Source organism: Anaeromyxobacter sp. Red801 (assembly GCF_049201065.2).
Classification (GTDB): Bacteria; Myxococcota; Myxococcia; order Myxococcales; family Anaeromyxobacteraceae; genus Anaeromyxobacter.
The window spans coordinates 3,937,967-3,963,553 of sequence record NZ_CM181236.1; the positions used below are offsets into that span (position 1 = coordinate 3,937,967).

Here is a 25,587-nt window from a genome sequence, read left to right on the forward strand (position 1 = left end):
TCAGCCGTCCTCCTGCCCCTGATCCTGGTCCTCGCCCTTCGCGCCGGTGGCGGGCGGGGCGTCGCCGAACTCGTCCACGCGGTGGCCGGCCATGGCCTTCGCCACGTGCTTGTCCATGCGCCGCTCCGCGAACGCCTTGGAGGCCGCGTCCACCGACTCGATCCAGGCCTTCACCGCCAGGTAGTCGGTGCCCTCCATGGCGGTGCGCAGGCCGCGCATCCGCTCCTCGACGGCGGCCCGCTCGTCGGGCTGGAGCAGCTCGCCGTCCATCGCGAACGCCGTCTCGAGCGAGGAGAGGATCCGGTCGCCCTCCACGCGCCACTCGCGCAGGAAGCGCTCGGACACGTCCTCCTCGGCGTGCTCGATGCTCTCCACCAGCATGTGCTCGACCTCTTCCTCGGTGAGGCCGTAGGTGGGCTTCACCTGGATGCGCTGCTCGATGCCGGTGGTGAGCTCGCGCGCCGAGACCTGCAGGATGCCGTCCGCGTCCACGGAGTAGGTGATCTCCACCCGCGCGATGCCGGCCGGCATGGGCGGGATGCCCTTCAGCGTGAAGCGGGCCAGCGAGCGGCAGTCGCGGGCCAGCTCCCGCTCGCCCTGCACCACGTGGATCACCATGCCGGTCTGGCCGTCGGCGTAGGTGGTGAACTGCTGCGTGGCCGAGGCCGGGATGGTGGAGTTGCGCAGGATGATCTTCTCGACCACCCCGCCCATCATCTCGACGCCGAGCGAGAGCGGGATGACGTCGAGCAGCAGCACGTCCTCGCGGCCGCCCCGGTCGAGCGCGTCCGCCTGGACCGCGGCGCCGAGCGCCACCACCGTGTCCGGGTCGAGGTCGGTGAGCGGCTCCTGGCCGAACAGCGCCTTCACGTGGCGGCGCACCAGCGGCGTGCGCGTGGCCCCGCCCACCAGCACCACCCCGTCCACCTTCTCGACGCCGGCGTCGCGCAGCGCCGCCCGGCACGGCGCGGCGGTGCGCTCCACCACCGGCTGGATGAGCGCCTCCAGCTCGGCGCGGGTCAGGCGCGCCCGCAGCCGATGGCCCTCGGGCAGCTCCACCTCGGCCTCGACGGCCTCCCGGTCGGTGAGCGCCTCGCGGATCCGCTGCGCGGCCGCCACGGCCCCGCGCAGCACCGCCGGCGACGGGTCCGGGTCGGGCGGGGTGAGGCCGCCCTCGAGCAGCGCGCGCGCCACGAGCCGATCGAAGTCGTCGCCCCCGAGGTGCGTGTCGCCGACGGTGGAGAGCACCTCGAAGACGCCCTCCTCCAGGCGCAGGATGGACACGTCGAACGTCCCGCCGCCCAGGTCGTAGACCGCGAACACGCCCTGCGAGCGCTTGTCGAGGCCGTACGCCACCGCCGCCGCGGTCGGCTCGTTCAGCAGCCGCAGCACGTCGAGCCCGGCGAGCCGGCCCGCGTCCTTGGTGGCCTGCCGCTGCGCGTCGTCGAAGTACGCCGGCACGGTGATCACGCAGCCGCCCGGCGCGCCGCCCAGCGCCTCGCCGGCCGCGCGCCGCAGCACCCGCAGGATCTCCGCCGAGACCTCGATCGGCGTGACGGTGCGCTTGCCGCCGCCCACGCGGAGCCGGACCATCGCGCCGGCCTCGTCGAACTGGTAGATGCCGCGGTCCTCCGGCCGGATGTCGCCCGGGCCGCGGCCCATGAAGCGCTTCACCGACAGGATCGTGTCCACCGGCCGCTCGGGGGCGCGGCGCTTGGCGGCCCCGCCGACCTCGACGGCGCCGTCGGGCGGGTAGAACACCGCCGACGCGAGCAGCGGCTTGCCCTCGTCCACCGGGAGGATGCGGGGGCGGTTCCGCTCGTCCACGTGGGCGACGAGCGAGTTGGTCGTGCCGAGGTCGATCCCGATCGCGCGGGGCATGGGCTTCCTTCTACTACGGATCGGCTAGGACGCGACCGCCGCGCTGGCCCGCTCCGCGTCCGCGACGATGTGGTCGTAGTAGCGGGCGCGGGAGAGCAGGCGGGCGATGTCGATCACCAGCTCCGAGAACCAGTGGTCGTCCTCGAAGCAGCGCGCCACCTCGGTCTCGAGGGCCTGCAGGCGGCCGCGGGCGCGGGCCGCGATCTCGCGCAGGCCGCCCGCGTCGCGGTCCGCCTGGGCGAGCGCCATGTCCTCGCGCCACTCCAGCTGCTCCTCCAGGAACGCCGGGTCGGCGAAGGTCTTGCCCTCGGCGAACACGTCGGTGCCGGCCAGCTTGAGCAGGTACGCGGCGCGGAGGCGCCAGTCCTTCAGGTAGCGGTGCGCGTCGTTCAGCCGGGTGGCCCGCTCCAGCGAGAGCCGGCGCTCGCGCGCCTCCGCCTTGGCGAAGCGATCGGGGTGGAGCGAGCGGGAGAGCGTGCGGAAGTTGCGGTCGAGCTCCGCGGGATCGAGCGCGAACTGGCGCGGCAGGCCGAGCAGCGAGAGTAGTCCTCGGTGCGCCCGACCGGCTGGATCTTCCGGCAGCTCGGACAGAAGGGGGTCTGCTGCTCCTCCTGTGCCTTGCAGCTCCAGCAGTGCGCCACGCGGCCCTCCGTGGCCCCGATGCGATCGTTCCCGCCCTGCCCGCGCGCCGCGGCGCAGGTCGAAGCGGGAACGCGATCCAGCCGGGGCGGCTAGATCGTGAAGGACTCGCCGCAGCCGCAGGCGCTCTTCACGTTCGGGTTCCGGAACACGAACCCGGTCTGCATGAGCGTCTGCTGCCAGTCGATCACGGTGCCGGCGAGGAACACCGCGCTCTTCGGGTCCACGAACACGCGCGCGCCGTCGCGCTCGATGACCTGGTCGAACCTGGCCGGCTCGTTCGCCCAGTCGATGAAGTACGACAGGCCCGAGCAGCCGCCGCCCTTCACGCCCAGCCGGAGCCCGCCCGCGGGCGTGCCCTTCTGCGCGCCGAGCGTCTTGATGTGCTCCGCCGCCTTCTCGCTGATCTCGATCGCCGCCGCCATGTGCCCGCGCTCCTAGATCCCGGACTTCAGGACGCCCTTCTCGATGAGCGCGCTGCGATCGCCCTGGACCGTGTTCGGCTTCACCGAGGGCTCCCGGCCGTGCTTCTTCTGCCAGTCGGCCACCGCCGCCTTGATGGCATCCTCCGCCAGGACGGAGCAGTGGATCTTGACCGGCGGCAGGTTCAGCTCGTTCGCCACGTCGGTGTTCTTGATGGTGAGGGCCTCCTCGACGGTGCGGCCCTTCACCCACTCGGTCACGAGCGACGACGACGCGATGGCCGAGCCGCAGCCGAACGTCTTGAACTTCGCGTCCTCGATGATCCCGTCGTCGCTGACCTTGATCTGCAGCTTCATCACGTCGCCGCAGGCCGGGGCGCCCACCAGGCCCGTCCCGACGTCGGGGTCGTTCTTGTCGAGCGAGCCGACGTTGCGGGGGTGCTCGTAGTGGTCGATGAGCTTCTCGGAGTACGCCATCGGTCGTTCCTTCCCTCGTTCCCGTCCACGTGGACCGGCTGGAGCGGTCCCGGTCCTAGTGGGGGTTCGCCCACTCGATCTGGTTCAGGTCGACGCCGTCCTTCACCATCTCGTAGAGCGGCGACATCTCGCGAAGCTTGCGGACCTTCTCGCCGAAGAGGCGGATCGTGTAGTCCACCTCCTCCTCCGTGCTGAACCGGCCCAGGCCGAAGCGGATCGACGAGTGGGCCAGGTCCTCGGACACGCCCATCGCGCGCAGCACGTAGGACGGCTCGAGCGAGGCGCTGGTGCAGGCGGAGCCGGAGGAGACCGCCACGTCCTTCACCGCCATCATGAGCGCCTCGCCCTCGACGTAGGCGAAGCTCACGTTGAGGTTGCCGGGGACGCGGTGCTCCAGGCTGCCGTTCACCGTGAGGAGATCGAGCTCCTGCTCCAGGCCCTTGCGCAGCCGCTCGCGGAGCGCGGTGACGCGGACCGCCTCGGCGTCGCGCTCGAGCCGCGCCAGCTCGGCCGCCTTGCCCATGCCCACGATGCCGGGGACGTTCAGCGTGCCGGAGCGGAAGCCGCGCTCGTGGCCGCCGCCGTCCATCTCGGCGACGAGGCGAACGCGCGGCTTGCGGCGGACGTAGAGCGCGCCCACGCCCTTCGGGCCGTACATCTTGTGCGCGGAGATCGAGGCGAGGTCCACGTTCATCGCGTCCACGTCGAACGGGATCTTGCCGATCGACTGCACCGCGTCGCAGTGGAACACCACGCCCGCCTCGCGGGCGATGCGGCCGATCTCGGCGATGGGGTGGACCACGCCGGTCTCGTTGTTCGCGTGCATCACCGACACGAGGATGGTGTCGGGGCGGAGCGCCGCCTTCACCTTGGCGGGATCGAGCCGGCCGTCGGGCTCGGGCTCGAGGAAGGTGACCTCGAAGCCCTGCCGCTCGAGGGCGTGCATCGAGTCGAGCACCGCCTTGTGCTCGGTCTTGCAGGTGACGAGGTGCTTCCCCTTCGCCTGGTAGAAGTGCGCCGCGCCCTTGACCGCCAGGTTGTCGGACTCGGTCGCGCCGCTCGTCCAGACGATCTCCTTGGCCGAGGCGCCGATCAGCTTCGCGACCTCCTCGCGGGCTGCCTCCACCGCCTCCTCGGCCTTCCAGCCGAAGGCGTGGCTCTTCGACGCAGCGTTCCCGTACTCCGTGGTGAAGTACGGGAGCATGGCCTCCAGCACGCGCGGATCGACGGGCGTCGTCGCGTGGTAATCCATGTAGATGGGAATCTTCATCGCGCCCGGAACCTCTAAGATGCAGGGGCCTCGGCCGTGACCAACGTGGACGGCCGGGGTCGAGTATAAAGATTCACGTCATCGGGTCAAGCGGCCCCCCTCTACCAAACTATCGGGCGCGACAGGACTTTTTTTCTTAGATCCGCAAGGCCACTCGAATGCGCTTCGCCACCCGCACCCTCCTCGCCGCCCTCACCTTCGCCGCCGTGGCGTGGATCCCGGACCTGATCGGTCTCGGACCCGCTGGGGGGTCGAGCGATCTGCGCCTCGGCGCGCTGCTGGCGGAAGGCTCGATCCTGGCGTTCGCGGTCGCGTTCGTCGGCGGGGTGGCGACCAGCCTCACACCCTGCGTGTACCCCCTCATCCCGATCACCGTCTCGATCTTCGGCGCCCGCAAGGCGGGCTCGCGCCGGGAGGCGATGGCGGTCTCGGCGCTCTACGTGCTCGGCATCGCCGCGATGTACTCCGCCCTCGGCGTGGGGGCGGCGCTCACCGGCAAGGCGTTCGGCAGCGTGATGCAGAACCCGTGGGTGATCGGGTTCGTGGCGATCGTGCTCGCCGCCATGGCCGCCTCCATGTTCGGCGCCTTCGAGCTGCAGCTCCCGGCCTCGATGCAGGCCCGCCTGAACGGCGTGGGCGGCGCGGGCCGCGCCGGCGCCTTCGCGATGGGGCTCGTCTCCGGGATCATCGCCGCCCCCTGCACCGGGCCGGTGCTCGCCGCCGCGCTCACCTTCGTGGCGGCCAAGGGCTCGGTCGCGTTCGGCTTCGGCATCATGTTCGCGTACGCGCTCGGCATGGGGCTGCTGTTCTTTCTCATCGGCGCGTTCTCCATCTCGCTCCCGAAGAGCGGGGCGTGGATGGAGACGGTGAAGTCGGTGTTCGGGGTGGCCCTGCTCGCGGCCGCGCTGATCTTCCTGAAGGACGCGTTCCCCGCGCTGAAGCCGCTGTTCTCGGCGGCCCGCGGGGCGGCGTTCGCGGCGGCCGGCGCCGCGGCGCTCGGCGTGCTGGCGGGCGCGCTCTCCGGCAGCTTCCACGGGCCCGCGCGCCAGCGGCTCGCGAAGGGGCTCGGGGTCGCGCTGCTGGTGGGCGGGATCGCCTACGCCGCCGGCGCGGCCGGCGCCCGCGAGCGGGCGCGCGCGCACGCGGGCTTCGCCTGGCTCCACTCCGAGGCGGAGGCGCTCGCGCTCGCGAAGGCCGAGGGCCGGCCGGTCATCATCGACTTCTGGGCCGACTGGTGCACCGCCTGCAAGGAGCTGGACAAGATCGCGTGGGCGAAGCCCGAGGTGCAGGAGGAGGCCGCCCGCTTCGTGGCGGTGAAGCTCGACGGCACCGACGGCTCGGACGCGTTCAACGCGCTCGCCGAGAAGTACGGCGTGGTGGGCATGCCCACCGTGATCTTCATCGACCCCCGCGGCCGCGAGGTGCCCGACCGCGTGATGGGCGCCATCTCCGCCGGCGAGATGGTGCAGAAGCTCCGCGCGGTGGACCGCGCCTGCGAGGGCCAGCCGTCGCCGGCGAAGCCCGCCGCGGTCCAGGGCGAGCCGGTCGCGATGGCCTGCGCCTCGCGCTGGTAGCCCTCCGACAACCTCCGGCTGATCCGCTCGTGGTGAGCCCGTCGAACCACGAGCGCCCGGGTGCGCCGCGCCCGCGGGACGCCGCGGGCGCAGTCGCACTGTCCCGGCGGACGGGGACGGCTCGATCCCGCGGCGTCCCTCCTCCGGCCGGTGCTAGGAAGCGCGCGCCGCGTGCGACGGAGGGCGAACCTGCCCGCCGCCGCGCGGGCGGGGGACTTCCCCGGGGCGCCCCTCCACCGGCCCCGGCCCAGGTTCGACACCATGCGCTTCCGCACCGCGCTCGCCGCCGCCGCGATCGCCCTCTCCGCCGCCTGCTCCGGCTCGTCCGGCTCCTCCGGCCCGTCGGGCGGCCCGCCGCCGGCCCCGCTCACCGTCGTCGAGGTGGTCCCGGCCGACGGCGCCACCGGCGTCTCCCCGAGCGCGCCGGTGCGCGTCACGTTCTCCGAGGCGGTGGACCCGGCCACGGTGCAGGGCGCGATCGCGGTGGCCGGCGCGACCGGCACGGTGACCGTCTCCGGCGCGGTGGCGACGTTCACCCCGGCGGTCCTGCTCGGCGACACGACGTACGCGGCCCGCGTGACGGCGGGCGTCCGGAGCCTGGCCGGCGGCGCGCTCGCGGCCGACCACGCGTGGTCGTTCACCACCGGCGCGAACCGCGCGCCGGTGGCGGTCGCCGGGGCGGACCAGGACGTCGCGACCGGCGCGGCGGTGGCGCTCGACGGCTCGGGCAGCGTGGATCCGGACGGCGCCGGCCTCGAGTACGCCTGGACGCAGGTGGCCGGGCCGGACGTGACCGACGGTGCGGGCGCGCTCCACGGACCGGCGCCGGCGTTCACCGCGCCGGCCGAGGTCGCGACGCTGGTGTTCGACCTCACGGTCCGCGACGGCCAGTCGGAGAGCGCGCCGGATCGCACCGTGGTCACCGTGCTGCGCAACCCCGCCGCCGCCCTGTTCGTCGCGCCGGGGGGCGACGACACGGCCGCCGGCACCCGCGCCGCCCCGCTCGCCACGCTCGGCGTCGCCCTCCAGCGGCTGAGCGGCCCGGGCGGCGCGGTGCCGGGCGCCGGCGTCTACGCGGCGGCCGGGACCTACTTCGGCCCGATCGTGCTCGCGAGCGGCGTCTCCCTGTACGGCGGCTTCGATCCCGCCACCTGGCTGCGCGACGCCGCGGCGCCGACCGTCATCGGGAGCTCGCTGCGCGGCGTGGTGGCCACCGGGGCGACCGGCGTGGTGGTGGACGGCTTCACCGTCGCCGCCGCCGACGCGATCTCGCCGGGCTTCAGCTCGTTCGGTGCGTTCCTGGTGGACTCCGAGGTGACGCTCTCGCGCTGCACCATCGCGGCCGGGAACGGCCAGGCCGGCGCGGCGGGCGGCGCCGGCGGGGAGGGCGCGGCGGGGAACCCCGGGGGCGCCGGCGGGGGCGGCTCCTGCGACGGCGCCTCGGCCGGCGCGGGCGGCGCGGCCGGGCTGGGCGCGTGGTCCGGCGGGGCCGGTGGCGCGGGCGGCGCGGAGGGCGCGAACGCCGGCAGGAACGGCTCGTCCGGCGGCGGCGCGAACGGCGGCGCCTCGGGCGGCGGCGGCGCGTACGGAAAGCCGGGCCAGCGCGGCCAGGACGGCGCGAAGGGCGGCGACGGGTTCCAGGGCCTGAACGGCGCCCCGGGCGGCGGGTTCGGCGCGCTCCTGCCGCTCCCCGACGCGTACCGCACGAGCGACGGGTTCGGCGGCGGCAACGGCGGCGACGGCTTCGGCGGCGGCGGGGGGGGCGGCGGCGGCGGCCAGGGGCCCTGCGGGTTCCTGGAGTGCGACGAGGGCTCGGGGAACGGTGGCGGCGGCGGCGGGTCCGGCGGGCGGCTCGGCACCGGCGGCGGAGGGGGCCGCGGGGGCGGCGCGTCCCTCGGCGTGGTGGTGGTCCGGGGCGCGGTGGTGCTGCGCGACACGACGGTGCGCGCCGGGAGCGGCGGGGCCGGCGGCGCCGGTGGTGCGGGCGGCCTGGGCGGCGATGGCGGCCGCGGCGGGAACGGCGGCTCGACCTGCACCGGCGAGGTCGGCGCCGGCGGCAACGGCGGCGCCGGGGGGCGCGGCGGCGACGGCGGCTGGGGCGGTGGCGGGGGCGGCGGCCCGAGCGTCGCGCTGCTGAACGAGGGCGGCGCGGTGTCGGTGGAGGGCGCGAGCACGCTCACGCCCGGCGCCGGCGGCGCGGGCGGCACCGGGGCCCGGCCCGGCGCTCAGGGCGTCAGCCACGCGCGCTGGGACCGGTGAGCGCGGGGGCTGGCGGCGACCCGACCGGCTCAGGACCTCAGGTCGAGCGATCTCCGCTCACCCCTCGACGGGCTCGGGGTGAGCGGGGTGAGGTGCGCTCGTGGTGAGCGACGGGTCGGGGTGACCCTTCGACAGGCTCAGGGTGAGCGGGGTGAGGGGGCGCTCGTGGTGAGCCCGTCGAACCACGAGCGGGCGGATCGCTGCTCGCGGCCCACCGCCCTCAAAACGCCCGGAACCCGCCCACGATCAGGAACGTCAGCTCGCCCCGAGTCTCCTTGAGCGGGGCGTCGCCCGCGCCGGCGCGCACGCCCACGCCGGCCCGGGCACCCAGCGTGAAGTCGCCGTAGAACGGCGCCTCGTACGCGAAGGTGACCCGCGGCAGGAACAGCAGGCCGGCGTCGTGCCGCACGGTGAACACGAGCGGCAGCTCGCCCAGCGCCGAGGCGACGCCGCCGCCGGCGCGGCGCGAGAACGCGAGGCCGGGCGCGACCTCGAGCCCGCGATCGGTGTGGTTCTTCGAGTCGATCCAGGTGCCGCCGAAGTTCGCGTACCAGGCGACGGCGAGGCGGGCGGCCACGTCGAGCCCGCTCGAGCGCCCCAGGCCGCGGCGGTACCAGCCTCCGAGGCGGAGCTCGGTCTTCGCCCAGTCCAGCGAGGCGAGCGCGCCGAGGTCGTCGATCCGGGTGAGCCCCTGCCCGTACATGGCGCCGAGCGAGGGCCAGCCGGCCTCGACCTCGACCGCGGAGCCGCCGCCGAGCGGCTCGGCGGAGAGGAGCGAGCGGAGCGGGGCGCGGGCGGCGCCGGGCGAGGCGGCCGCGGCGGGCGCCGGCGCGGGCGCGACCTCGTAGCGGACGGGCGGCGGGCGCGCGGGCGCGGGGGCCGGCGCGGGCCGGGCCTCCGGCGGTGGCGCGTCGGTCGGCGTGCCGGCCGGCGCGTCCTGGGTCGGCGGCGGCGGCGGGGGGAGCATCGCGCCGGGCGGGGGCGCCGGGCTGCGCTTCCCCTTCTCGGGCAGCGGCGGGTTGCCGCCGAACGGCGCGTCGCCGGGGTTCGCCTGGGCGAGCAGGGTGCCCGGGGCGGCGAGGACGAGGTGGAGCGCGGCGACGGTGGCGAGCATGGCGGTTCCTCCGGAGCGGCGGATTCTAGACGGCCGCTCCGGCTTCGGGAACGCTCCGCGAGCGCAGCGATTCCGCGCGCGTCTCGGCCGCAGCCCCGCAGCCCCGCTCCAGACTCCCGCGGAGCTCCGCTCCGTGGGGCGGGGCCGCAGGCCCCGTACCAGTTGACACTCCGGCCACCCCCGGCTAGAGAGGAGGCCCCTTCGCCCAGGTGGCGGAACTGGTAGACGCACCAGATTCAGGGTCTGGCGGCCTCAAAACCGTGGAGGTTCGAATCCTCTCCTGGGCACTGACCGGCGGGCGAAAGCCCGCCGGTCTTTTTTTCGCCTCGGCTCGCCGCCCCGGCGCCCTCCCCGGCCGGCCCGCGCCCCGATCCACCGGCACGCCCGGCGCGCCGGCGAACGCCCGGCCCGGCGCGTATTGACATCCCCGGCCGTCTGCATATTTATGCAACCCCATGCATAGCCATTCGGCCGCGGTGATCGGCGCGTCCGGTTACTCCGGCCTCGAGCTCACCCGCCTGCTGGCGCGCCACCCGCACGCGCGCCTCACGTCCATCTACTCCGACCGCTGGAGCGGCGAGCGCGCCGGCGCGCGCCTCCCGCTCCCCGGCCCCGCCGCCTCGCTCGCGTACCTGCCGCTCGCCGAGGGCGAGGCGGCCGACGCGGACGTGGTGTTCCTGGCCACGCCGGCCGAGGTGTCCGCGGACCTGGTGCCGCGGCTGCTCGCGCGCGGCGCGAGGCTGGTGGTGGACCTGTCCGGCGCGTTCCGGCTCACCGATCCCGCCGCCTATCCGGCCTGGTACGGCTTCACCCACCCCGCCCCCGAGCTGCTCGCCGAGGCGCGCTACGGCTGCCCGGAGCTGGGTCGCGAGGCGCTCGCCGGCGCGCGGCTGGTCACGAACCCGGGCTGCTACGCCACCACCATCGCGCTGGCGCTCGCCCCGCTGGTGCGCAGCGGGGTGGCCTCGCCGGACGGCATCGCGGTGACGGGCCTCTCCGGCGTGTCCGGCGCGGGCCGCAAGTCGAGCGAGGACTACAGCTTCGTGGAGGTCTCGGACGACCTGCGCGCGTACCGGCTCGGCCGCCACCAGCACGTCCCCGAGATCGAGCAGACCGTGGCGCGCCACGCCGGCGCCTGCGGGCCCATCTCCTTCTCCCCGGTGCTCGTGCCCATCCGCCGCGGCATCCTCGCCACCGCCGTCCTGCGCCCCGCCCCCGGCGCGACGCAGGCCGACGTGGCCGCCGCGCTGGAGCGGGCCTACGGCGACGAGCCGTTCGTGTCGGTGCGCGCGCCCGACAAGGTGATGGTGAAGGACGTGGTGCACACCAACCGCTGCCACCTGGGCGCGGCGCTGGACGCGCGCGCCGGCGCGCTGGTGGCGGTCTCCGCCATCGACAACCTGGTGAAGGGCGCCGCCGGGCAGGCGGTGCAGTCCATGAACGCCGCGCTGGGCTGGCCCGAGACGGCCGGCCTCGACCTGCTGGGAGGCTAGCGGTGAGGATCCCGAAGGGCTTCCGGTTCGGCGGGGTGGCGTGCGGGCTGAAGCCGCAGCGCCGCGACCTCGCGCTCGTCGTCTCCGACCACCCGGCCGCCGCGGCCGGCCTGTTCACCATCAACCGGGCCGCCGCCGCGCCGGTGATCGACGCGCGCACCCGCGTGCCGGCCGAGGGCATCCGCGCCATCGTGGTGAACTCCGGCAACGCGAACGCGCTCACCGGCCCGGCCGGCCTCGACGACGTCACCGTGATCCGCACCGCGGTGGCCGACGCGCTCGGGATCCAGAAGCGCGCGGTGCTCACCGCGTCCACCGGGGTCATCGGCGCGCGGCTGCCGGCCATGAAGGTGGTCACCGCGCTGCCGGCGCTGGTGGACCAGCTCGGCGACCACCCCGACCTCGCCGCCGAGGCGATCATGACCACCGACACGCGGCCGAAGATGGCCGCGCGCGAGGTGACGCTGGGCGGGAAGACCGCCATCGTGACCGCGATCTGCAAGGGCTCGGGCATGCTCGCGCCGCAGCTCGCGACCACCATCTGCCTGCTGGTCACCGACGCGGCGGTGACCCCGCGCGCGCTGCAGGACGCGCTGGCGCGGGCGGTGGAGCGGACGCTGCACATGGTGACGGTGGACGGCGAGATGTCCACCAACGACACCGTGTACGCGCTCGCGAACGGCCTCGCCGGCAACCCGCGCATCTCCGACCCCGGCCCGGACCTGGACCGCCTCGAGACCGCGCTCGCCGACCTCCTGGAGGAGATGGCCCGCGCCATGGCCGCCGACGGCGAGGGCGCCACCAAGCTGGTCGAGGTGGTGGTGTCCGGCGCCCCGTCCGACGAGTCGGCGCGGGACTGCGCCCGCGCCATCGCCTCCTCGCCGCTGGTGAAGGCGGCGCTCTTCGGCGCCGATCCGAACTGGGGCCGCGTGCTCGCCACGGTGGGCGCGCGCGCCGGCGCGATGAACTACCCCATCGACCCGTACCGGGCCCGGGTGGTGCTGCAGGGCGTGACGGTCTTCGAGGGCGGCGCGCCGGTCGAGCTGGACCGCGAGATGCTCCGCACGCGCATGCGCGACAGCCGCATCGACGTGCTGGTCGAGCTCGCCGACGGCGCGGCGCGGGCGGTGGCCTGGGGCTGCGACCTCTCCTACGACTACGTGAAGATCAACGCCGACTACACCTCGCTCATCGTGCAGCGGCCCGACGGCGGCGTCGGCAAGGACGACCGCGTCTCCAACTACAGCCCGGCGTTCAAGCGGACGCTGCTCGCCGAGGCGCTGAAGTACATCGCGGCGTTCTCCGGGCAGGTGGCGGTCATCAAGTACGGCGGCGCCGCCATGGTGAAGGACAGCCTGAAGGCGGCCTTCGCCGAGGACGTGACGCTGCTGAAGAAGGTCGGGCTGAAGCCGGTGGTGGTGCACGGCGGCGCGCCGGAGATCACCCGCACGCTGGAGAAGCTGGGCGAGCGCAGCGAGTTCGTGGACGGCATGCGCATCACCGACGCGCAGAGCCTCCCGGTGGTCGAGATGGTGCTCACCGGCAAGGTGAACCAGGAGCTGGTGGCGCTGCTCAACGCGCGCAGCGCCGGCGCGGTGGGCCTGTCCGGCAAGGACGGGCAGCTGCTCCGGGCCCGCAAGGCGGTGCACGAGTCCGGCCGCGACCTCGGCTACGTGGGCGAGGTGGTGGAGGTGAACACGAAGTTCCTCCGCATGTTCCTCGACGGCGGCTACGTGCCGGTGATCTCGCCCATCGGCCTCACCGAGGACGGCACCGGCCTGTCCATCAACGCCGACGACGTCGCCGCGGCCATCGCGGTGGCGCTCGGCGCGCCGAAGCTCATCTACCTGACCGACGTCCCCGGCGTGCTGGAGTCGGCGCCGGACGGGCAGCTGGTCCGGCAGCTCTCGCTCGCCGACCTCGACCGCCGCATCCAGGCGGGCGCCATCACCGGCGGCATGAAGTGGAAGGCCTGGGCCATCCAGACCGCGCTGCGCGGCGGGGTGGGCCGGGTCCACGTCCTCGATGGCCGGCAGCCGCACACCGTCATCGCCGAGCTCTTCACCGACCGCGGGGTGGGCTCGCTCGTCACCGCATGACCTCCGCCGACCGCCGCCGCGACGCCGTCGCCCGCATCATCCGCGCCCGCCGCATCGGGACGCAGGAGGAGCTGCTCGCCGCGCTGGAGCGGGCCGGCTTCCGCGCCACCCAGGCGACCCTCTCGCGCGACCTCGCCCGGCTGGGCGCGCGCCGCGTCTCCGGGCCGGAGGGCGCCGTGTACGAGCTGGGCGCCGCGGACGGCGCCGACGGCGGCCTGGCGGCGCTGCGCGGGCTGGTGAGCAGCATCGCCGCGAACGCCTCGATGGTCGTCATCCGCACCCACCCCGGCAGCGCGCCGGCCATCGCGCGCGCCATCGACCTCGCCCAGCCGCCGGAGGTGCTCGGCACCATCGCCGGCGACGACACCATCTTCGTCGCGCCCGCCGGCGAGCTGCGCCCGCGGCGGCTGGCGGCGCGGCTCGCGGAGCTGCTGGGCACGCCCTCCGCGCTGGCCGGCGAGGGCGGCGACCGCACCCACTGATCCGCGATCGCCGCCGCGGCCCCAACTCCCGCTTTCGCGCCGCGCGCACCCGTCGTAGCTTGTGCCGGCATGCGCCGTCCCCCCCTCGTCCTCGCAGCCGCGCTGCTCGCCGGGAGCACCGGCTGCGTCGCCCACATGCCCCGCTCCGACGAGCCCACCATGCTGCTCGAGCGCAGCTACGTGGGCGCGTCCACCGCGAGCGGCCAGTCCTTCGAGGCCGCGCCGGCCTTCCACGTCCTGCTGCACAACGGGCTCGACGACCCGGACGTCTTCGACCACGGCGGGTGGGCCAGCGCGCTCTCCGCGTCCTTCCTGGCCACGCTGCGCGTGTCGCGCGGCGACTCGGCGCCGGTGCGCACGCCCACCTACGAGCCGCGCGCGAAGCTGCAGCTCTTCCGCCTCGATCCGGCCGGGAGCCGCCCCGCGCCCTCGGCGCCCCGGCCGTGGATGCGGATGGCGGTGCTGGAGCTGGGCGGCGGGCACCGCTCCAACGGGCAGCGCGGGTGCTCGCTCGACGAGCACGTGCGCCGCCCCGGCGACGGCGACTGGGAGTGCGCCCCGGCCACCGATCCCGCGTCCACCGCGCTCAACCTCGACGACGGCAGCTTCACCACGAACTTCGTCGCCGGCGGCGCCTACCTGCGCCTGCTGCGCACCGGCGACCAGCCCGGCGCGTTCACCTCGGCGGTGACGGTCGGCGGCGGGCTGGAGTACGAGGTCGCCTGCGGGCTGGGCGCGTGCATGCCGCAGGGCATGCGCCACCGGTTCGGGCCGGTGAACGCCCGGTACCTGGCCGAGTGGGAGGCGCTGGTGCTGCGCGGGCGCACGCGCCAGGTGCCGCTGCTCGGCACCGTCCACCTGGACAGCAGCGTGCGGGCCACGCTCTCCGGCAACGTCCACCTGGGCGCCCGGCGCGGCCCGTTCGGCGACCTGTCGGCGGAGGTCGCCATCCTGCCCCGCAGCCCGAAGGGCATGGTGATGGGCCTCTTCGTGCGGCGCCACGTCGGGTACGACTACCTCAACATCCGCTTCGAGGAGCGGCTCGACGCGTGGCTGTTCGGCCTGGTGCTCGACCCCACGCCGCTCGACGGCGCGCGGCGCTGATCAGCCGGCGACCCGCTTCCACTCCTCGTTGGAGCGGAGCACGCAGTCCTCGATGGCGAGGCCGGCGAAGTAGTTGCCGGTGACGGCGAGCTTCCCGCCCGCCAGGCAGCGGTCCAGCTCCGCCACGATGCCCGCGTGCCCGAGCGCGGGCGACGGCAGCGTGGTCCGCCGCTCCACCGGCGTGCCCAGGCGCTCCACCGGCACGCGCAGCACCTCGCTCATCCGCTTCAGCCGCTGCTCGCGCGAGGTCCCGTCGCGGAAGTGGAACGCGAACGCGCGCATCCTCGGATCCGGGAACGGGTCGCGCGTCACGCACGAGAAGAACAGGTCGTCCACCGGCACCAGGAACGCGCACTCCGGCATCCAGCACGCGTCGCGCGGCAGCACCACGCCCATGCTGTCCACCCGGACCGTGCCCACCCGGCGGATCCCGGTGGCGAGCTCGTGGAAGTCGTCCTCGAGCATGGCCGCGGCCGCGTCGGGCGGGGCCGCCACCGCCACCAGCGGCGCCTCCAGCGTCCGCCCGTCGGCGGTGGTCACCGCGAACCCGCCGGCGGTGCGCGCCACGCGGCGGACCTCGACGCCGGTCTCCACCGTCACGCCCTTGGAGCGGGCCGCGGCGTCGGCCACGAGCTGCAGGCCGCCGTCGAAGCCGAAGCTGCGGACGAACTCCTCCCGGCGCGGGCGCTTCTTGAAGAGCGAGCCGGCGCCCTCCAGCGGGAACCCATCCGCCTTCTGCGAGGGCACCGCGGCGAAGAACGGGGAGATGACGCGGTCGTAGTTCCCGCGGCCGAGCAGGCGCGAGTAGTACGAGTAGACGGTCTCCCCCTCCTTCTTGCGGAAGATCCCGGCCGGGAAGTGCACCGCGGCCTCGAGCCAGTTGAGCTGGAGCAGGACCTTGGGCGGGGTGAGCCAGCGATAGGCCCCGTCGCGGAGCAGCCCGAAGCTGGCGCGCGCCGGGCCGCGCTGGACGATCTTGCCGGCCACGCCGCCGCCCACCGCGATGTCGAGGAACGCGCCGTAGCTGTTGTAGACGGTGTGCGCGCCCATCTCGAACCAGTAGCCGTCGGGGCGCCGCTCCGAGTGGAGGCATCCTCCGACGCGCCGGTCGCGCTCCAGCACCAGCACCTGCCTGCCCGCCTGCCCGGCCTTCCAGGCGAACGCGAGCCCGCTGATGCCCGCGCCGACCACGATGACGTCTGCCATGTCGATGGACCTTCCGCTGCGTGACGTCCCCGCCGAGAGGACGAGGAAGCCTCGCAGAGAATGCCGCGACGCGCCAGAGGGCTTTTCGCCGGCCGCGCGCACGCCCGGGGGGTCGTCCGCGCGGCGCTCCGCCGCGCTGGCCGGGGTCGTTTGATTGGTCTAGAAACGTCGCATGCGTTTGCGGATCGGCTTCATCGGCCTCGGGACGATGGGCGAGCCCATCGCGAACAACCTCCGCCGCGCCGGCCACGACCTCACGGTCTGGAACCGCACGGCGGCCCGGGCCGAGCACATCGTGTCCAGGGGCGGGAAGCGGGCCGCCACGCCGCGCGAGTGCGCGAGCGGCAAGGACGCGGTCTTCACCTGCGTCTCCGACGAGCGCGCGCTCGACGCGGTCCTCGACGGGCCGGACGGCGCGCTCGCGGGCCTGCGCGAGGGGGACCTGCTGGTGGACCTCACCACCGCCGGCGTCGCCGCGGCCCGCGCGGTCGCCGCCCGCGTGGCGGAGCGCGGCGCGCGCTTCGTCGCCTGCCCGATCCTCGGCTCGAAGACCGCCGCGGAGCAGGCGCAGGTGGTGCTGGTGGCGGGCGGCCCCGCGGCGGCGCGCGAGCGGCTGCGCCCGGCGCTGCACGCGATCTCGGCCCGGCTGTTCGAGCTCGACGACCCGGCGCAGGCCGCGCTGATGAAGCTGTGCGTGAACGCGGTGGGCGGCGCGATGATGACCGCGTTCGGCGAGGCGGTGGCGCTCGCCGCCGCCGGCGGCGTCGAGCCGTCGCGCCTGGTCGAGGTGCTGCAGGCGTCCGCCTTCCACTCGCCGCTCTACCTCATGAAGGGCGAGCTGGTGGAGAAGAAGGACTGGGCGCCGCGCTTCCGCATCGCGCTCGCGGAGAAGGACCAGCGGCTCGCGCAGGAGGCCGCGGCCGAGCTGGGCGCCCGGGTCCCGATCAGCGAGGCGGTGCGCAAGCTGATGGCGGCCGCCACCGAGGGGGGCCGCGGCGATCAGGACGTGGCGGCGCTCGCCGAGCTCTACCTGGACTGGGCGCGCAAGCGGTAGCGCGCCCCCTGCCTACGTCGATCCTTCCGCGAGCGCGCGGCGCGCGGGCTCGGCGGGCTGCAGCGCCTCGCCGACGGCGCGGACCAGGTCGTCGAGGTGGAAGGGCTTCCGCACGTACCCGGCCGCCGGCGCGATCCGCTCCACCTCGCGCGCCACCTCGTCCGGCGGCGACGCCGACACGAACAGCACCCGCGGGCACCGCTCTCCGAGCGCGGCGCGCAGCTCCTGGAACAGCGTGGCGCCGTCCATGCCGGGCATGCGGAAGTCGAGCAGCGCCAGGTCGGGCGGGTTCCGGCGGGCGAGGGCCAGCGCCTCGCCGGCGTCGCAGGTCGAGACCGCGGCGTGCCCCATCCGGCGGAGCGCCAGCTCGATGGCGCGCCGCACGATGTCGGTGTCGTCCACGATGAGAACCTGCGCCACGGCGCCTCCAACCCCCTGCCGCTGGCGCGTTGCGTCCCCCGTGCCGGGCGCCGGCCCACGATTTCCATGAGGATCCCCCGCCGTCGGGCGACCCTGGGTCATGCGCTCCCGGTACTGGCGCCCCACCCCGTACGGTGCGTGTTGCTCGCACCGCGCGAGTCAGGCATACCGCGCCAGCGTGCGACGGACGGTCTCGGCGAACGTGCGGCGCGCCGCGGCCGGCGCGACCACCTCGGCCCCGCCGCCCAGCGAGAGCGCGAACCGGGTGGCCCAGTCGTTCCCGGCGCCGGCCACCTCGACCACCGCCCCGCCGCCCGGCGTCCGCTCCACCAGCGAGATGCCGGGGCGCGACAGCGCCCAGGGGGCCGCCTCCGCGCCGAGCCGGATCCGCACCGGCTCGCCCGCCGCCTCCGAGAACAGCCGGGCCCTGGCCAGCTCGGCCTCGGTGGGCGGCTCGAAGCGATCCTGGAGCAGCGCGCACTCGCGGATCCGGTCCAGGCGGAAGGCGAGCGCCTTGCCGCGCTCGGCGTCGTGGCCGTACAGGTACCAGTGGCCGAAGCGCTGCGCGAGCGTGTACGGGCGCACGGTCCGCTCGGTCTCGGCGTCGCGCGACGCGGAGTGGTAGGCGAGGCGCACCGCGCGCCGCTCGGCGATGGCGCGCTGGAGCCGGCCCAGCACCGAGTCGCGGGCCGGCGGGGCGCCGGCGTAGATGCGCTCGACCAGCTCGTCGAAGCTGGCGCGCCGGTCGCGCGGGACCGAGTCGCGGAGCGCCTTCACCGCGCGCTCGCGCCCCTCGCCGCCCAGCGCGGCCGCGGCCGCGGCGAGCGCGGCCGCCTCGCTCTCGGTGAACCGCGGCGGGCGCGAGAAGCTCTGGTGCAGCGCCACGTAGACGCGGTCGCCCTCGACGTACAGGTCGAGGAAGTCGTCGGGCGCGAACGGCGGCGAGCCCACCTCGAGCAGGAAGTCGAGGTCCTCGAGCAGCTCCTTCTCGGTGCAGCCGCAGCGCCGCGCCAGGTCGCGCACCGGGATGCCCGGGTGGCGGACCGCGTAGGGCACGAGGAACAGCACGCGGCGGAGCCGGTCGCGCGGATCGGCCTTCTTCGGCGCGGCGGGCGCGCGGGCGGCGGCGCGGGAGGGCGCGCGCGCCGGGCCGCGGGCCGGCGTCGCGGCCGGCTTCGCCTTCGCGGCCGGCGCCTTCGCGGGGGCCTTCGCCCGCGCCGCGGCGGGACGGCGCTTCGACCCGGCGGCGCTCACGCGAGCTCCTCCGCCAGCCGCTCGAGCACCGCCCGGGCGCGCTCGCGCAGCGCCTTCGGCGCGAGGATCTCGGCGCGGTCGCCGAGCGCGAGCACGTGGCGAAGGAACCCCTCGCCGTTGGTCGCGTCCACCTCCACCAGCGTGGCCCCGCCGTCCTCCCGCACGCGGGCGCGCGGGCCGAACGAGGCGAGCACCTCCGCCGAGACGGGCGGCTCGAGCCGCGCCCTGCACCGCACCGGCGCGTGCACGGCGTACTCCCAGGCCTCGCGCGTGGCGTGATCGGCGAGCGAGAAGTCCTTGCGCGGCTGGAAGTCCGGGGTGCGCGGCGCCGACGGGTTCACCGTCAGCGACTCGATCCGCGAGACGTGGAACGTGCGCAGGTCGCGGCGCAGGTGGCACCAGCCCACCAGGAACCAGGCGCCGCCGCGCTGGAACAGGCCGTACGGATCCACCTCGCGCTCGGTCCGCTCGCGGCGCTCGGCGCCCAGGTAGGCGAGGCGCACGCGCTTCTTCAGCGCGATGGCGCGGGACAGCTCCTCCACGGTGGGCGCGACGGCCGGCCCGGCGCCGTCGTCCTCGCCCAGCCGGCGCGCCGCGACCGCGGCCGCCTCCGAGGCGCCGGGCGCGCGCGCCGCGAACGAGAGCTTGTTGAGCGCGTGGGCCAGATCGCGCGCGTACGGGAACGCCCCGGTGGCGAGCGCGGCGGAGCCCGCCAGGTAGAGGAGCGCCAGGTCCTCGGGCGGGAGCTTCAGGTCCGGCAGGTAGAACTCGTCCCGGTCGATGAGGTAGCCGGCGGGGAGATCCTCGTCGCCGCTCGCGTACCGCACCGGGATCCCGAGCTCGAGCAGGTCGGCCTTGTCGCGCTCGAACTTGCGGATGGCGGCCTCGCCCTTGCCGCCGTAGTCCTCGGGGAACTGCTCCTGGATCTCGCGCCAGGAGACCGGCTCGGCGGCCTTGAGGAGGAGCGCCGCGAGATCGAGGAGCCGCTGATCCTTCTGCATCGCGCGAGAACGTCGCAGAGCCCGCCCGGCCAGTCAATGTGCTAAGCTGCCGGTTCCCCCGGGAGCGCGGGAGCGTGCTGATGGCAGGGCTGGGACTCGGTCCACCCGACTTCGCGCTGTTCGAGCTCGGCGATCCCGACGAGCGTGCCCGGGCCCTCGACGAGGAGCTCCAGCCGAAGCTCATCGCCCTCGGCGTCCAGTGCAGCTCGGGCCTCGCGCGGGTCGCAGGCAAGGAGCTGTTCGTCCACCCCGGCAAGCTGCCGCGCCGCCGCAACGCCGCGCCCGAGGAGGTGCTGGTCGCCTTCTCCGACAGCCCCAAGGGCTACCGCGGCCTCGCCTTCCTCGCGGTGGTGATGACCCGCGAGCACCTGCACGCCCGGGTGGGCGTGCGCGGCGACTCGCCCCGTCGGGCCGGCATGCAGCGCGCGCTCGAGCGCGAGGCCACCAACCTGGCGCGCAAGGGGAAGCCGTTCCGCAAGCTCCGCGAGTTCCTGGAGTGGAACCACGAGGAGCTGCCCGAGCTCGCCCCCGCCCACTCGACCGCGTTCTGGCTCGAGATGGGCGAGGCGCTCGCGCCCGGCGGCCCGGGGCTCGACCTGGGGATCGCGTGGACGCAGGAGGAGGCGCGGAGCATCGCGCTCGGCGACCTGCTGGGCGTGTTCCGCGACCTGGCGCCCTGTACAAGGTGCTCGCGAACGCGGAGTGAGGCGCCGGATCCGCTCGAGGTGAGCGGCTCCGGGATTCCGCTCACCCCGAGCCTGTCGAGGGGCGAGCGGAGGCAGCTCGCCGCGCGCGTCAGGCCGCGGTCGATCCGCCGGCCTCGCCCTCGCCCTCGCCCTCCGGCGCGGCCGGCGGGGTCGCCGCCTCGGCGCGGGCGGCCTCCTGCTGCGTGAGGCGCCGCTCCTCGCGCGCGGCCTGGCGCACGGCCTCGACCAGCTCGTCGTGATCCTTGCGCAGCGCCTCGTGGCGCCGGCGCAGCTCGGCGTAGCGATCGCCGGCGAGCTCGAGCTCGCTCTTCTGGACGATGTAGACGCGCTTCTCGGTCTCGAGCCGGCCGCGGACGCTCTTCACGTCCTTCTCCAGGTCGGCGACCCGCTTGCGCGCCTCGGCGAGCTTCGCCTCGGCCTTGTCGGCGCGGTCCTTCTCCGCCGCGAGGCGCCCGGCATCGACGCTGGGCGCGGCCGGGGCGGCCGGCGCCGCGGGCTGCGGCGCGGGCGCGACCGGCGCGGGCGCGGGCGCGGCGGCGACCGGCCGGGCCTCGAGCCGCTTCACCGCGGCGGCGGACTTCTCGAGCTCCTTCTCCAGCGCGCGCGCGCGGGTGGCCTGGTGCTCGGCCTCGGCGCGGGCCTCGGCGAGCCGGGCGGCGAGCTTGTCGATCTCGGCGCGGAGCGCCTGGGCGCCGCCGGCCTTCTTCGCCGCCTCCTGCTGCTCGAACGCCTTCTTCTTGGTGCGCTCCAGCTCCGCCTTCACGGCGGTGGCCTCGTCGCGCCGCTCCTTCGCCTCGGCGCGGGCGGCGCGCTCCGCCTTGCGGGCCGCCTCCAGCTCCTCGCCGCGCTTCGCGTCCTCCGCGGCGCGCACGGCCAGCGCGGCCCTGGCGGCGCTGGCGCTGCGGAAGGAGAGCACGGCGATGGCGATGCCGACGAGGGCGACGACGAGGGCGAGGCCGGTCATGGGGTGAAGGCTCCGGTGTGGGACTCTTTCACTACCCCAGGTCCTCGCGCCTGGGAAGCACCACGGCCATGCGAGCGGGCGCCCGGCACGGCGCTTCCGGCCGGCGCCGGTTAGGAACGTTCCCGCCCGCCGCCGGGCCGGGCACGGTAGGATCGCCGGCTCCCCCATGCGACGCGTCGCCACCAAGATCTTCCTCACCTTCGCGGTCGCCCTCGCGGCGTTCGCCGCGGTGGCGGGGTTCGGCGTGGCGCGCCTCCACGATCTGCGGCGCGACCTGCGCACGCTGTCCTCCGGCTACATCCCGCTCACCCGGATCGCGGCGCAGCTCGACGTGAAGGACTGGGTGACCGCCCGCGCGCTGGAGGCGCGGGTGCTCGACCCCGCCGCCCGCCGGGCCTACCTCCCCGTGGCGAGGGCGCACTTCCCCGCGCTGGTGCGCGAGAAGATCGAGGAGGGCAAGCGCGTGGCCGCCGGCGCGCGGATCGACGCCTCCGGCGACGACGCCCGCTTCCTCGGCGACGTGCTCGCCCGGCTGGACGGCCTCGCCGCGCGCTGGGCCGACTACGACCGCGAGGCGCGCGCGCTGCTCGACGCGCTCGAGGCCGGGGCGGGGATGGGCCCGGGCGCGGCGGCGTTCGACGCGCGGGTGGCGGCGGTGCGGCAGCTGGAGAAGGGGCTCAGCCTGGACGTGAAGCTGCTGCAGGTCGCGCTCGAGACGCAGATCGCCGACCGCGTGCACGACGCCGAGCGGACCGAGGGCAACACCGTCGCGCTGACGGTGATCTACTCCCTGCTCGCGCTGGCGGTGGGCGTGGGCGCGGCGGCCATCTCGCAGCGCCTGCTCGCGCCCATCCAGACGTTGACCGAGGGCGTGAAGGCGGTCGCGGCCGGCGACCTCACCCGCAAGGTGGAGGCGCGAGGCCGGGACGAGATCTCGGTCCTGGCGCACGAGTTCAACGCCATGGCCGCCTCGCTCGACCGGCAGCGCGCCGAGCTGCTCCGGGCCGAGCGGCTGGCCGCGGTCGGCCGCATCTCGGCGCAGATCACGCACGAGATCCGCAACCCGCTGAACGCCATCGGCCTGAACGCCGAGCTGCTCGCCGAGGAGATCGCCGCGCTGCCGGCGCCGCCGGCGGAGGCGACCGGGCTGGTGTCCGCGATCTCGCGCGAGGTGGACCGGCTGAACGCGGTGACGGAGGAGTACCTCCGCTTCGCGCGCCTCCCGCGCCCGCAGCTCGAGCGCCACGACCTCAACGAGATCCTGGGCGGCCTGCTCGACTTCCTCGGCCCCGAGCTCGCCGCGGCGCGCGTGGACGTGCACCGCGCGCTCGCGCCCGGCCTGCCCGGGGTGCGCTGCGACGAGGGGCAGCTCCGCGCGGTGTTCCTGAACCTGCTGCGGAACAGCCGGGAGGCGATGCCCGGAGGCGGGACCGTGCGCGTGGTCACCCGCCGGGCGGACTCCGGCGCGGCCGTGGAGGTCGAGCTGGGGGACACCGGCGGGGGGATCCCCCAGGTGACCTTACGCGCATCTTCGAGCCGTTCTACTCCACGAAGGAACGCGGCACCGGCCTGGGGCTCGCGTTCACCCAGCAGGTCGTCGAGGAGCACGGCGGGACCATCCGGTGCGAGAGCACCGTGGGCCGGGGAACGGTGTTCACCCTCCGCTTCCCGGCGATCGAGGACAGGGTGGAACACGAGGTGGGTGCAGCCACATGAGGCGGTCGGGTCGGCAGGTGCGGGTGAAGCGGCGCAAGGACGCGCCCGGGAAGCGGGGCGGCGCGTTCCGCGTGGCGCTGCCGCGCGCGCGGGTGGCGGCGCGGGTCCGGCGCGCGCAGGAGGACTGGGGCGAGGTCCACCGGACCGTGCTGCCGAACGGCCTGCGCGTGCTCACCGCCCGGGCGCCCGGGCTGCACTCGGCCATGATCGCGCTGTACGTGCGCGCCGGCTCGCGCCACGAGACCGAGGCGCGCAACGGCGTCTCGCACTTCCTCGAGCACCTGTTCTTCCGCGGGTCGGTGGGCTACCCCGACACCGTGGCGATGAACGCCGAGGTGGAGGCCGCCGGCGGGAGCCTGAACGGGATCACCGCGCGCGACCACGGCTGCTACTACACGCCCATCCACCCGGAGGAGGTGGGCACCGGGCTGGCGGTGCTCGGCGACCTGATCCGGCGGCCGCTCCTCAAGGAGATGGACGTCGAGCGCGAGGTCATCCTCGAGGAGATCCTCGACGAGGTGGACGCGTCCGGCCGCGACATCGACCCGGACAACCTCTCGAAGAAGATCGTCTTCGGCCGGCACCCGCTCGGCTTCAAGATCGCCGGCACGCAGGAGATCGTGCGGCGCCTCCGGCCGCGCGACGTGCGCGCGCACCTCGAGCGCTTCTACACCGGGGCGAACCTGGTGCTGGCGGTGGCCGGGCCGGTGCGCCCGGACCAGGTGGCCGACCTGGCGGAGGAGCACCTGGGCCGGCTCCCGCGCGGGCAGCTCAGCGTGGACCTCCCGGCGCCGGCCTGGCCCGAGGGGCCGCGGCTCGAGATGGTGGAGCACGACGACGCGCAGGCGGAGTTCTCGCTCTCCTTCCCCTGCCCGCCCGAGCGCCACCCCGACTACCCGGCGCACATGTGCCTGCGCCGGATCCTGGACGACGGGCTCTCCTCGCGCCTGCCGTTCGAGATCGTGGAGCGGCGCGGCCTCGCCTACTCGCTGCACGCCGGCATCGACACCTTCGCCGACGCCGGCATGACCGTCATCGACGGCGCGTGCGCGCCCGCCAAGCTGCCGCGGGTCATCGAGGAGGTGCTGCGCGTGCTGGGCGGGCTGGCCGAGCGCCCGGTGCCGGAGGAGGAGCTGCTCCGGGTCCAGCGGCGCCACCGCATGACGCTCGCCTTCTCGCTCGACTCCGCCGCCGACCTGGCCGGCTGGTACGGCGCCGGCGAGGTCCTCTCCGCGCCGGAGGGCTTCGAGGAGCGCTGCCGGCGCGTCGAGCAGGTGACCGCGGCCGACCTGCTGCGCGTGTCCCGCGAGACCTTCCGCCGCCGCAACCTGGTGGCGGTGGTGGTCGGGCCGTCGCGGCGCCGCGAGCGTGCGGCGGTGGAGCGCGTGGTCCACGGCACCGACGCCCTGCCGCGCTAGGCAGCGCGGGTGCGGCCGGTCCCGCGACCGCGGGATCTTTCACCCACGGTGTCGTCCTGCGCGGGCCGGCGCCCTCGCTCGCTTGACCTGGGTCAGCCCCGCCCTCCCCACCCGTCCCGTGCGTGGTTACCGTGGACGTGGCTCGGGGGCCGCCATGGCGTTGCAGTGGACCAGCGTGCTGTCGGTCGGCATCCCGGAGCTCGACGCCGAGCACGCCGAGATGTTCGAGCGGATGGATCGGCTGCACGACGCGATGCTCGCCGGCGATCGCGCGGAGGTGTCGCGCACCATCGCGTTCCTGCGCGAGGACGCCGTCCGTCACCTCGCCGCCGAGGACACGCTCATGCTCGCCCTCGGCTATCCCGAGCGCGAGCGGCACCTCCGGGAGCACGAGGCGTTCCTCGCCACCGTGCGCGAGCTGGCCCGCCGCCACGACGCGAACGGCCCCACCGCCGTGCTGGTGCACGACGTGGAGCAGGCGGTGGCCACGTGGGTCGAGGCGCACGTCGCGGTCCACGACGTGGCCCTCGGCGCGTTCGCCCGCGAGCACCTGCGCCGGCCGACGACCGCCGAGCGCAAGCCCGCCTAGCCGCTCGCTCGCGCGACGGGCCGGCGCGCCGTGCACCCCACGCCGACGGGTGCGACCGGCGCGCTCGGGCGGGCGGCGTTCGTGCTACGCTCGGGGGCGCAATGGCGGACTTCGTCATCCGCGCCGTCGAGCGCCTCCGCGAGGACCCCGGCTTCAGCCGGAACCGCTACTTCCTCGCGCTCTCGTCCCCGGAGGGGAAGCGCGCGCTGCGCATCCACCGGCACCTCCGCTCGCTCGAGCACGACCTCTCCGACGGCGCGACCGCCACGGTGGCGCGCGACGCCGAGCGGGTGCGGCTCACGCTCCGCGGCAAGCGCGGCGCCCGCACCGCCTGGCTGACGCGCGCCGAGTACCGGCTGCTGCTCACCAGCCCGGTGGCGAGGGCGGCGCTGGCCGCGGCCGGGGCGGACCCGGCGTAGGCGCCGCCCGCCGGCCGCGAAGGCG

Annotated in this window: 23 protein-coding genes, 1 tRNA gene and 1 pseudogene; 14 read left to right on the forward strand and 11 right to left on the reverse strand. The window is 75.3% G+C overall.

Features of this window, described 5'->3' with window-relative positions; all coding sequences use genetic code 11:
- Genes hscA through ACOQFB_RS18135 form a run of 5 tightly spaced genes read right to left on the reverse strand, consistent with a single transcriptional unit; the run spans position 1 to position 4,689 of the window.
- Positions 1-1,881 (reverse strand): Fe-S protein assembly chaperone HscA, encoded by a 1,881-nt coding sequence (hscA, locus tag ACOQFB_RS18115; RefSeq protein WP_421609009.1) that lies wholly within the window; start codon positions 1,879-1,881, stop codon positions 1-3.
- Positions 1,882-1,905: 24 nt separating this feature from the next.
- Entirely contained in the window at positions 1,906-2,703 is a 798-nt protein-coding gene (gene hscB, locus ACOQFB_RS18120) for a Fe-S protein assembly co-chaperone HscB (RefSeq protein WP_494492590.1), read from the reverse strand.
- Entirely contained in the window at positions 2,613-2,945 is a 333-nt protein-coding gene (locus tag ACOQFB_RS18125) for a HesB/IscA family protein (protein WP_059438346.1), read from the reverse strand. Before ACOQFB_RS18125 ends, hscB begins: the two co-directional genes overlap by 91 nt.
- 12 nt (positions 2,946-2,957) lie before the next feature.
- Positions 2,958-3,419: a Fe-S cluster assembly scaffold IscU gene (iscU, locus tag ACOQFB_RS18130; protein ID WP_011419652.1), complete on the reverse strand. Its 462-nt coding sequence runs from the start codon at positions 3,417-3,419 to the stop codon at positions 2,958-2,960.
- 55 nt (positions 3,420-3,474) lie between these two features.
- A complete protein-coding gene (locus tag ACOQFB_RS18135) occupies positions 3,475-4,689 on the reverse strand; it encodes an IscS subfamily cysteine desulfurase (protein ID WP_421609011.1) in 1,215 nt (404 codons plus the stop codon).
- 158 nt (positions 4,690-4,847) lie between these two features.
- On the opposite strand from ACOQFB_RS18135, the gene ACOQFB_RS18140 reads away from it, so the two are divergent.
- Together ACOQFB_RS18140 and ACOQFB_RS18145 are read left to right on the forward strand one after the other, a co-directional pair.
- Positions 4,848-6,263 (forward strand): protein-disulfide reductase DsbD family protein, encoded by a 1,416-nt coding sequence (locus tag ACOQFB_RS18140; protein WP_059438348.1) that lies wholly within the window; start codon positions 4,848-4,850, stop codon positions 6,261-6,263.
- Between the two features lie 261 nt (positions 6,264-6,524).
- Positions 6,525-8,522 carry an Ig-like domain-containing protein gene (locus ACOQFB_RS18145; RefSeq protein ID WP_421609012.1) on the forward strand — a complete coding sequence of 666 codons (1,998 nt, stop codon included), beginning with the start codon at positions 6,525-6,527 and terminating at the stop codon, positions 8,520-8,522.
- A gap of 220 nt (positions 8,523-8,742) precedes the next feature.
- Here ACOQFB_RS18145 and ACOQFB_RS18150 read toward each other — a convergent pair whose 3' ends face one another.
- On the reverse strand, positions 8,743-9,636 hold the full coding sequence (locus ACOQFB_RS18150) for a hypothetical protein (protein ID WP_421609013.1): 894 nt from the start codon (positions 9,634-9,636) through the stop codon (positions 8,743-8,745).
- 203 nt (positions 9,637-9,839) lie between these two features.
- On the opposite strand from ACOQFB_RS18150, the gene ACOQFB_RS18155 reads away from it, so the two are divergent.
- The 5 genes from ACOQFB_RS18155 to ACOQFB_RS18175 all read left to right on the forward strand — a co-directional run bounded on the left by ACOQFB_RS18155 (position 9,840) and on the right by ACOQFB_RS18175 (position 14,814).
- Positions 9,840-9,923, forward strand: a tRNA-Leu gene (locus tag ACOQFB_RS18155).
- Between the two features lie 168 nt (positions 9,924-10,091).
- Positions 10,092-11,129 (forward strand): N-acetyl-gamma-glutamyl-phosphate reductase, encoded by a 1,038-nt coding sequence (gene argC / locus ACOQFB_RS18160; protein ID WP_421609014.1) that lies wholly within the window; start codon positions 10,092-10,094, stop codon positions 11,127-11,129.
- A 2-nt stretch (positions 11,130-11,131) separates the two neighbouring features.
- Positions 11,132-13,228 carry a bifunctional glutamate N-acetyltransferase/amino-acid acetyltransferase ArgJ gene (argJ, locus tag ACOQFB_RS18165; RefSeq protein ID WP_059439012.1) on the forward strand — a complete coding sequence of 699 codons (2,097 nt, stop codon included), beginning with the start codon at positions 11,132-11,134 and terminating at the stop codon, positions 13,226-13,228.
- Positions 13,225-13,710, forward strand: coding sequence for an arginine repressor (locus ACOQFB_RS18170; protein WP_059439013.1), 486 nt, complete (start codon positions 13,225-13,227; stop codon positions 13,708-13,710). The genes argJ and ACOQFB_RS18170 overlap by 4 nt, the downstream gene beginning before the upstream one ends.
- Before the next feature lie 69 nt (positions 13,711-13,779).
- Positions 13,780-14,814: a hypothetical protein gene (locus ACOQFB_RS18175; protein WP_059439014.1), complete on the forward strand. Its 1,035-nt coding sequence runs from the start codon at positions 13,780-13,782 to the stop codon at positions 14,812-14,814.
- Here ACOQFB_RS18175 and ACOQFB_RS18180 read toward each other — a convergent pair whose 3' ends face one another.
- A complete protein-coding gene (locus ACOQFB_RS18180; protein ID WP_059439015.1) occupies positions 14,815-16,020 on the reverse strand; it encodes a protoporphyrinogen/coproporphyrinogen oxidase in 1,206 nt (401 codons plus the stop codon).
- 172 nt (positions 16,021-16,192) lie between these two features.
- Here ACOQFB_RS18180 and ACOQFB_RS18185 point away from each other — a divergent pair, with 172 nt between their 5' ends.
- Complete coding sequence (locus tag ACOQFB_RS18185) at positions 16,193-17,074, forward strand: NAD(P)-dependent oxidoreductase (RefSeq protein ID WP_059439016.1); 882 nt, start codon at positions 16,193-16,195, stop codon at positions 17,072-17,074.
- Positions 17,075-17,086: 12 nt separating this feature from the next.
- On the opposite strand, the gene ACOQFB_RS18190 is transcribed toward ACOQFB_RS18185, so the two are convergent.
- The 3 genes from ACOQFB_RS18190 to ACOQFB_RS18200 form a co-directional block, all read right to left on the reverse strand.
- Positions 17,087-17,494 (reverse strand): response regulator, encoded by a 408-nt coding sequence (locus ACOQFB_RS18190; protein WP_059439017.1) that lies wholly within the window; start codon positions 17,492-17,494, stop codon positions 17,087-17,089.
- 159 nt (positions 17,495-17,653) lie between these two features.
- Positions 17,654-18,748, reverse strand: a complete 1,095-nt coding sequence (locus ACOQFB_RS18195) for a helix-turn-helix transcriptional regulator (protein ID WP_421609015.1) — start codon at positions 18,746-18,748, stop codon at positions 17,654-17,656.
- The gene (locus ACOQFB_RS18200) at positions 18,745-19,749 is read right to left on the reverse strand and encodes a helix-turn-helix transcriptional regulator (RefSeq protein ID WP_421609016.1); all 1,005 of its coding nucleotides are present in this window, start codon (positions 19,747-19,749) and stop codon (positions 18,745-18,747) included. The genes ACOQFB_RS18195 and ACOQFB_RS18200 overlap by 4 nt, the downstream gene beginning before the upstream one ends.
- A gap of 80 nt (positions 19,750-19,829) precedes the next feature.
- On the opposite strand from ACOQFB_RS18200, the gene ACOQFB_RS18205 reads away from it, so the two are divergent.
- Positions 19,830-20,642, forward strand: a complete 813-nt coding sequence (locus ACOQFB_RS18205; RefSeq protein ID WP_494492305.1) for a DUF1054 family protein — start codon at positions 19,830-19,832, stop codon at positions 20,640-20,642.
- On the opposite strand, the gene ACOQFB_RS18210 is transcribed toward ACOQFB_RS18205, so the two are convergent.
- A complete protein-coding gene (locus tag ACOQFB_RS18210) occupies positions 20,545-21,420 on the reverse strand; it encodes a hypothetical protein (protein WP_421609017.1) in 876 nt (291 codons plus the stop codon). The genes ACOQFB_RS18205 and ACOQFB_RS18210 overlap by 98 nt on opposite strands.
- A 613-nt stretch (positions 21,421-22,033) precedes the next feature.
- Between ACOQFB_RS18210 and ACOQFB_RS18215 the strand changes: the two are divergent.
- From ACOQFB_RS18215 to ACOQFB_RS18235, 5 genes and pseudogenes are all read left to right on the forward strand, one after another.
- A pseudogene (locus ACOQFB_RS18215) lies at positions 22,034-22,582 on the forward strand (HAMP domain-containing protein); the annotation flags it as partial.
- A gap of 365 nt (positions 22,583-22,947) precedes the next feature.
- Complete coding sequence (locus ACOQFB_RS18220) at positions 22,948-23,136, forward strand: ATP-binding protein (RefSeq protein WP_494492591.1); 189 nt, start codon at positions 22,948-22,950, stop codon at positions 23,134-23,136.
- On the forward strand, positions 23,133-24,554 hold the full coding sequence (locus tag ACOQFB_RS18225; RefSeq protein ID WP_059436137.1) for a M16 family metallopeptidase: 1,422 nt from the start codon (positions 23,133-23,135) through the stop codon (positions 24,552-24,554). The genes ACOQFB_RS18220 and ACOQFB_RS18225 overlap by 4 nt, the downstream gene beginning before the upstream one ends.
- Before the next feature lie 154 nt (positions 24,555-24,708).
- Positions 24,709-25,143: a bacteriohemerythrin gene (locus tag ACOQFB_RS18230; RefSeq protein WP_059436138.1), complete on the forward strand. Its 435-nt coding sequence runs from the start codon at positions 24,709-24,711 to the stop codon at positions 25,141-25,143.
- 101 nt (positions 25,144-25,244) lie between these two features.
- Entirely contained in the window at positions 25,245-25,562 is a 318-nt protein-coding gene (locus tag ACOQFB_RS18235; RefSeq protein WP_059436139.1) for a hypothetical protein, read from the forward strand.
- The last annotated feature ends 25 nt before the right edge of the window (positions 25,563-25,587 follow it).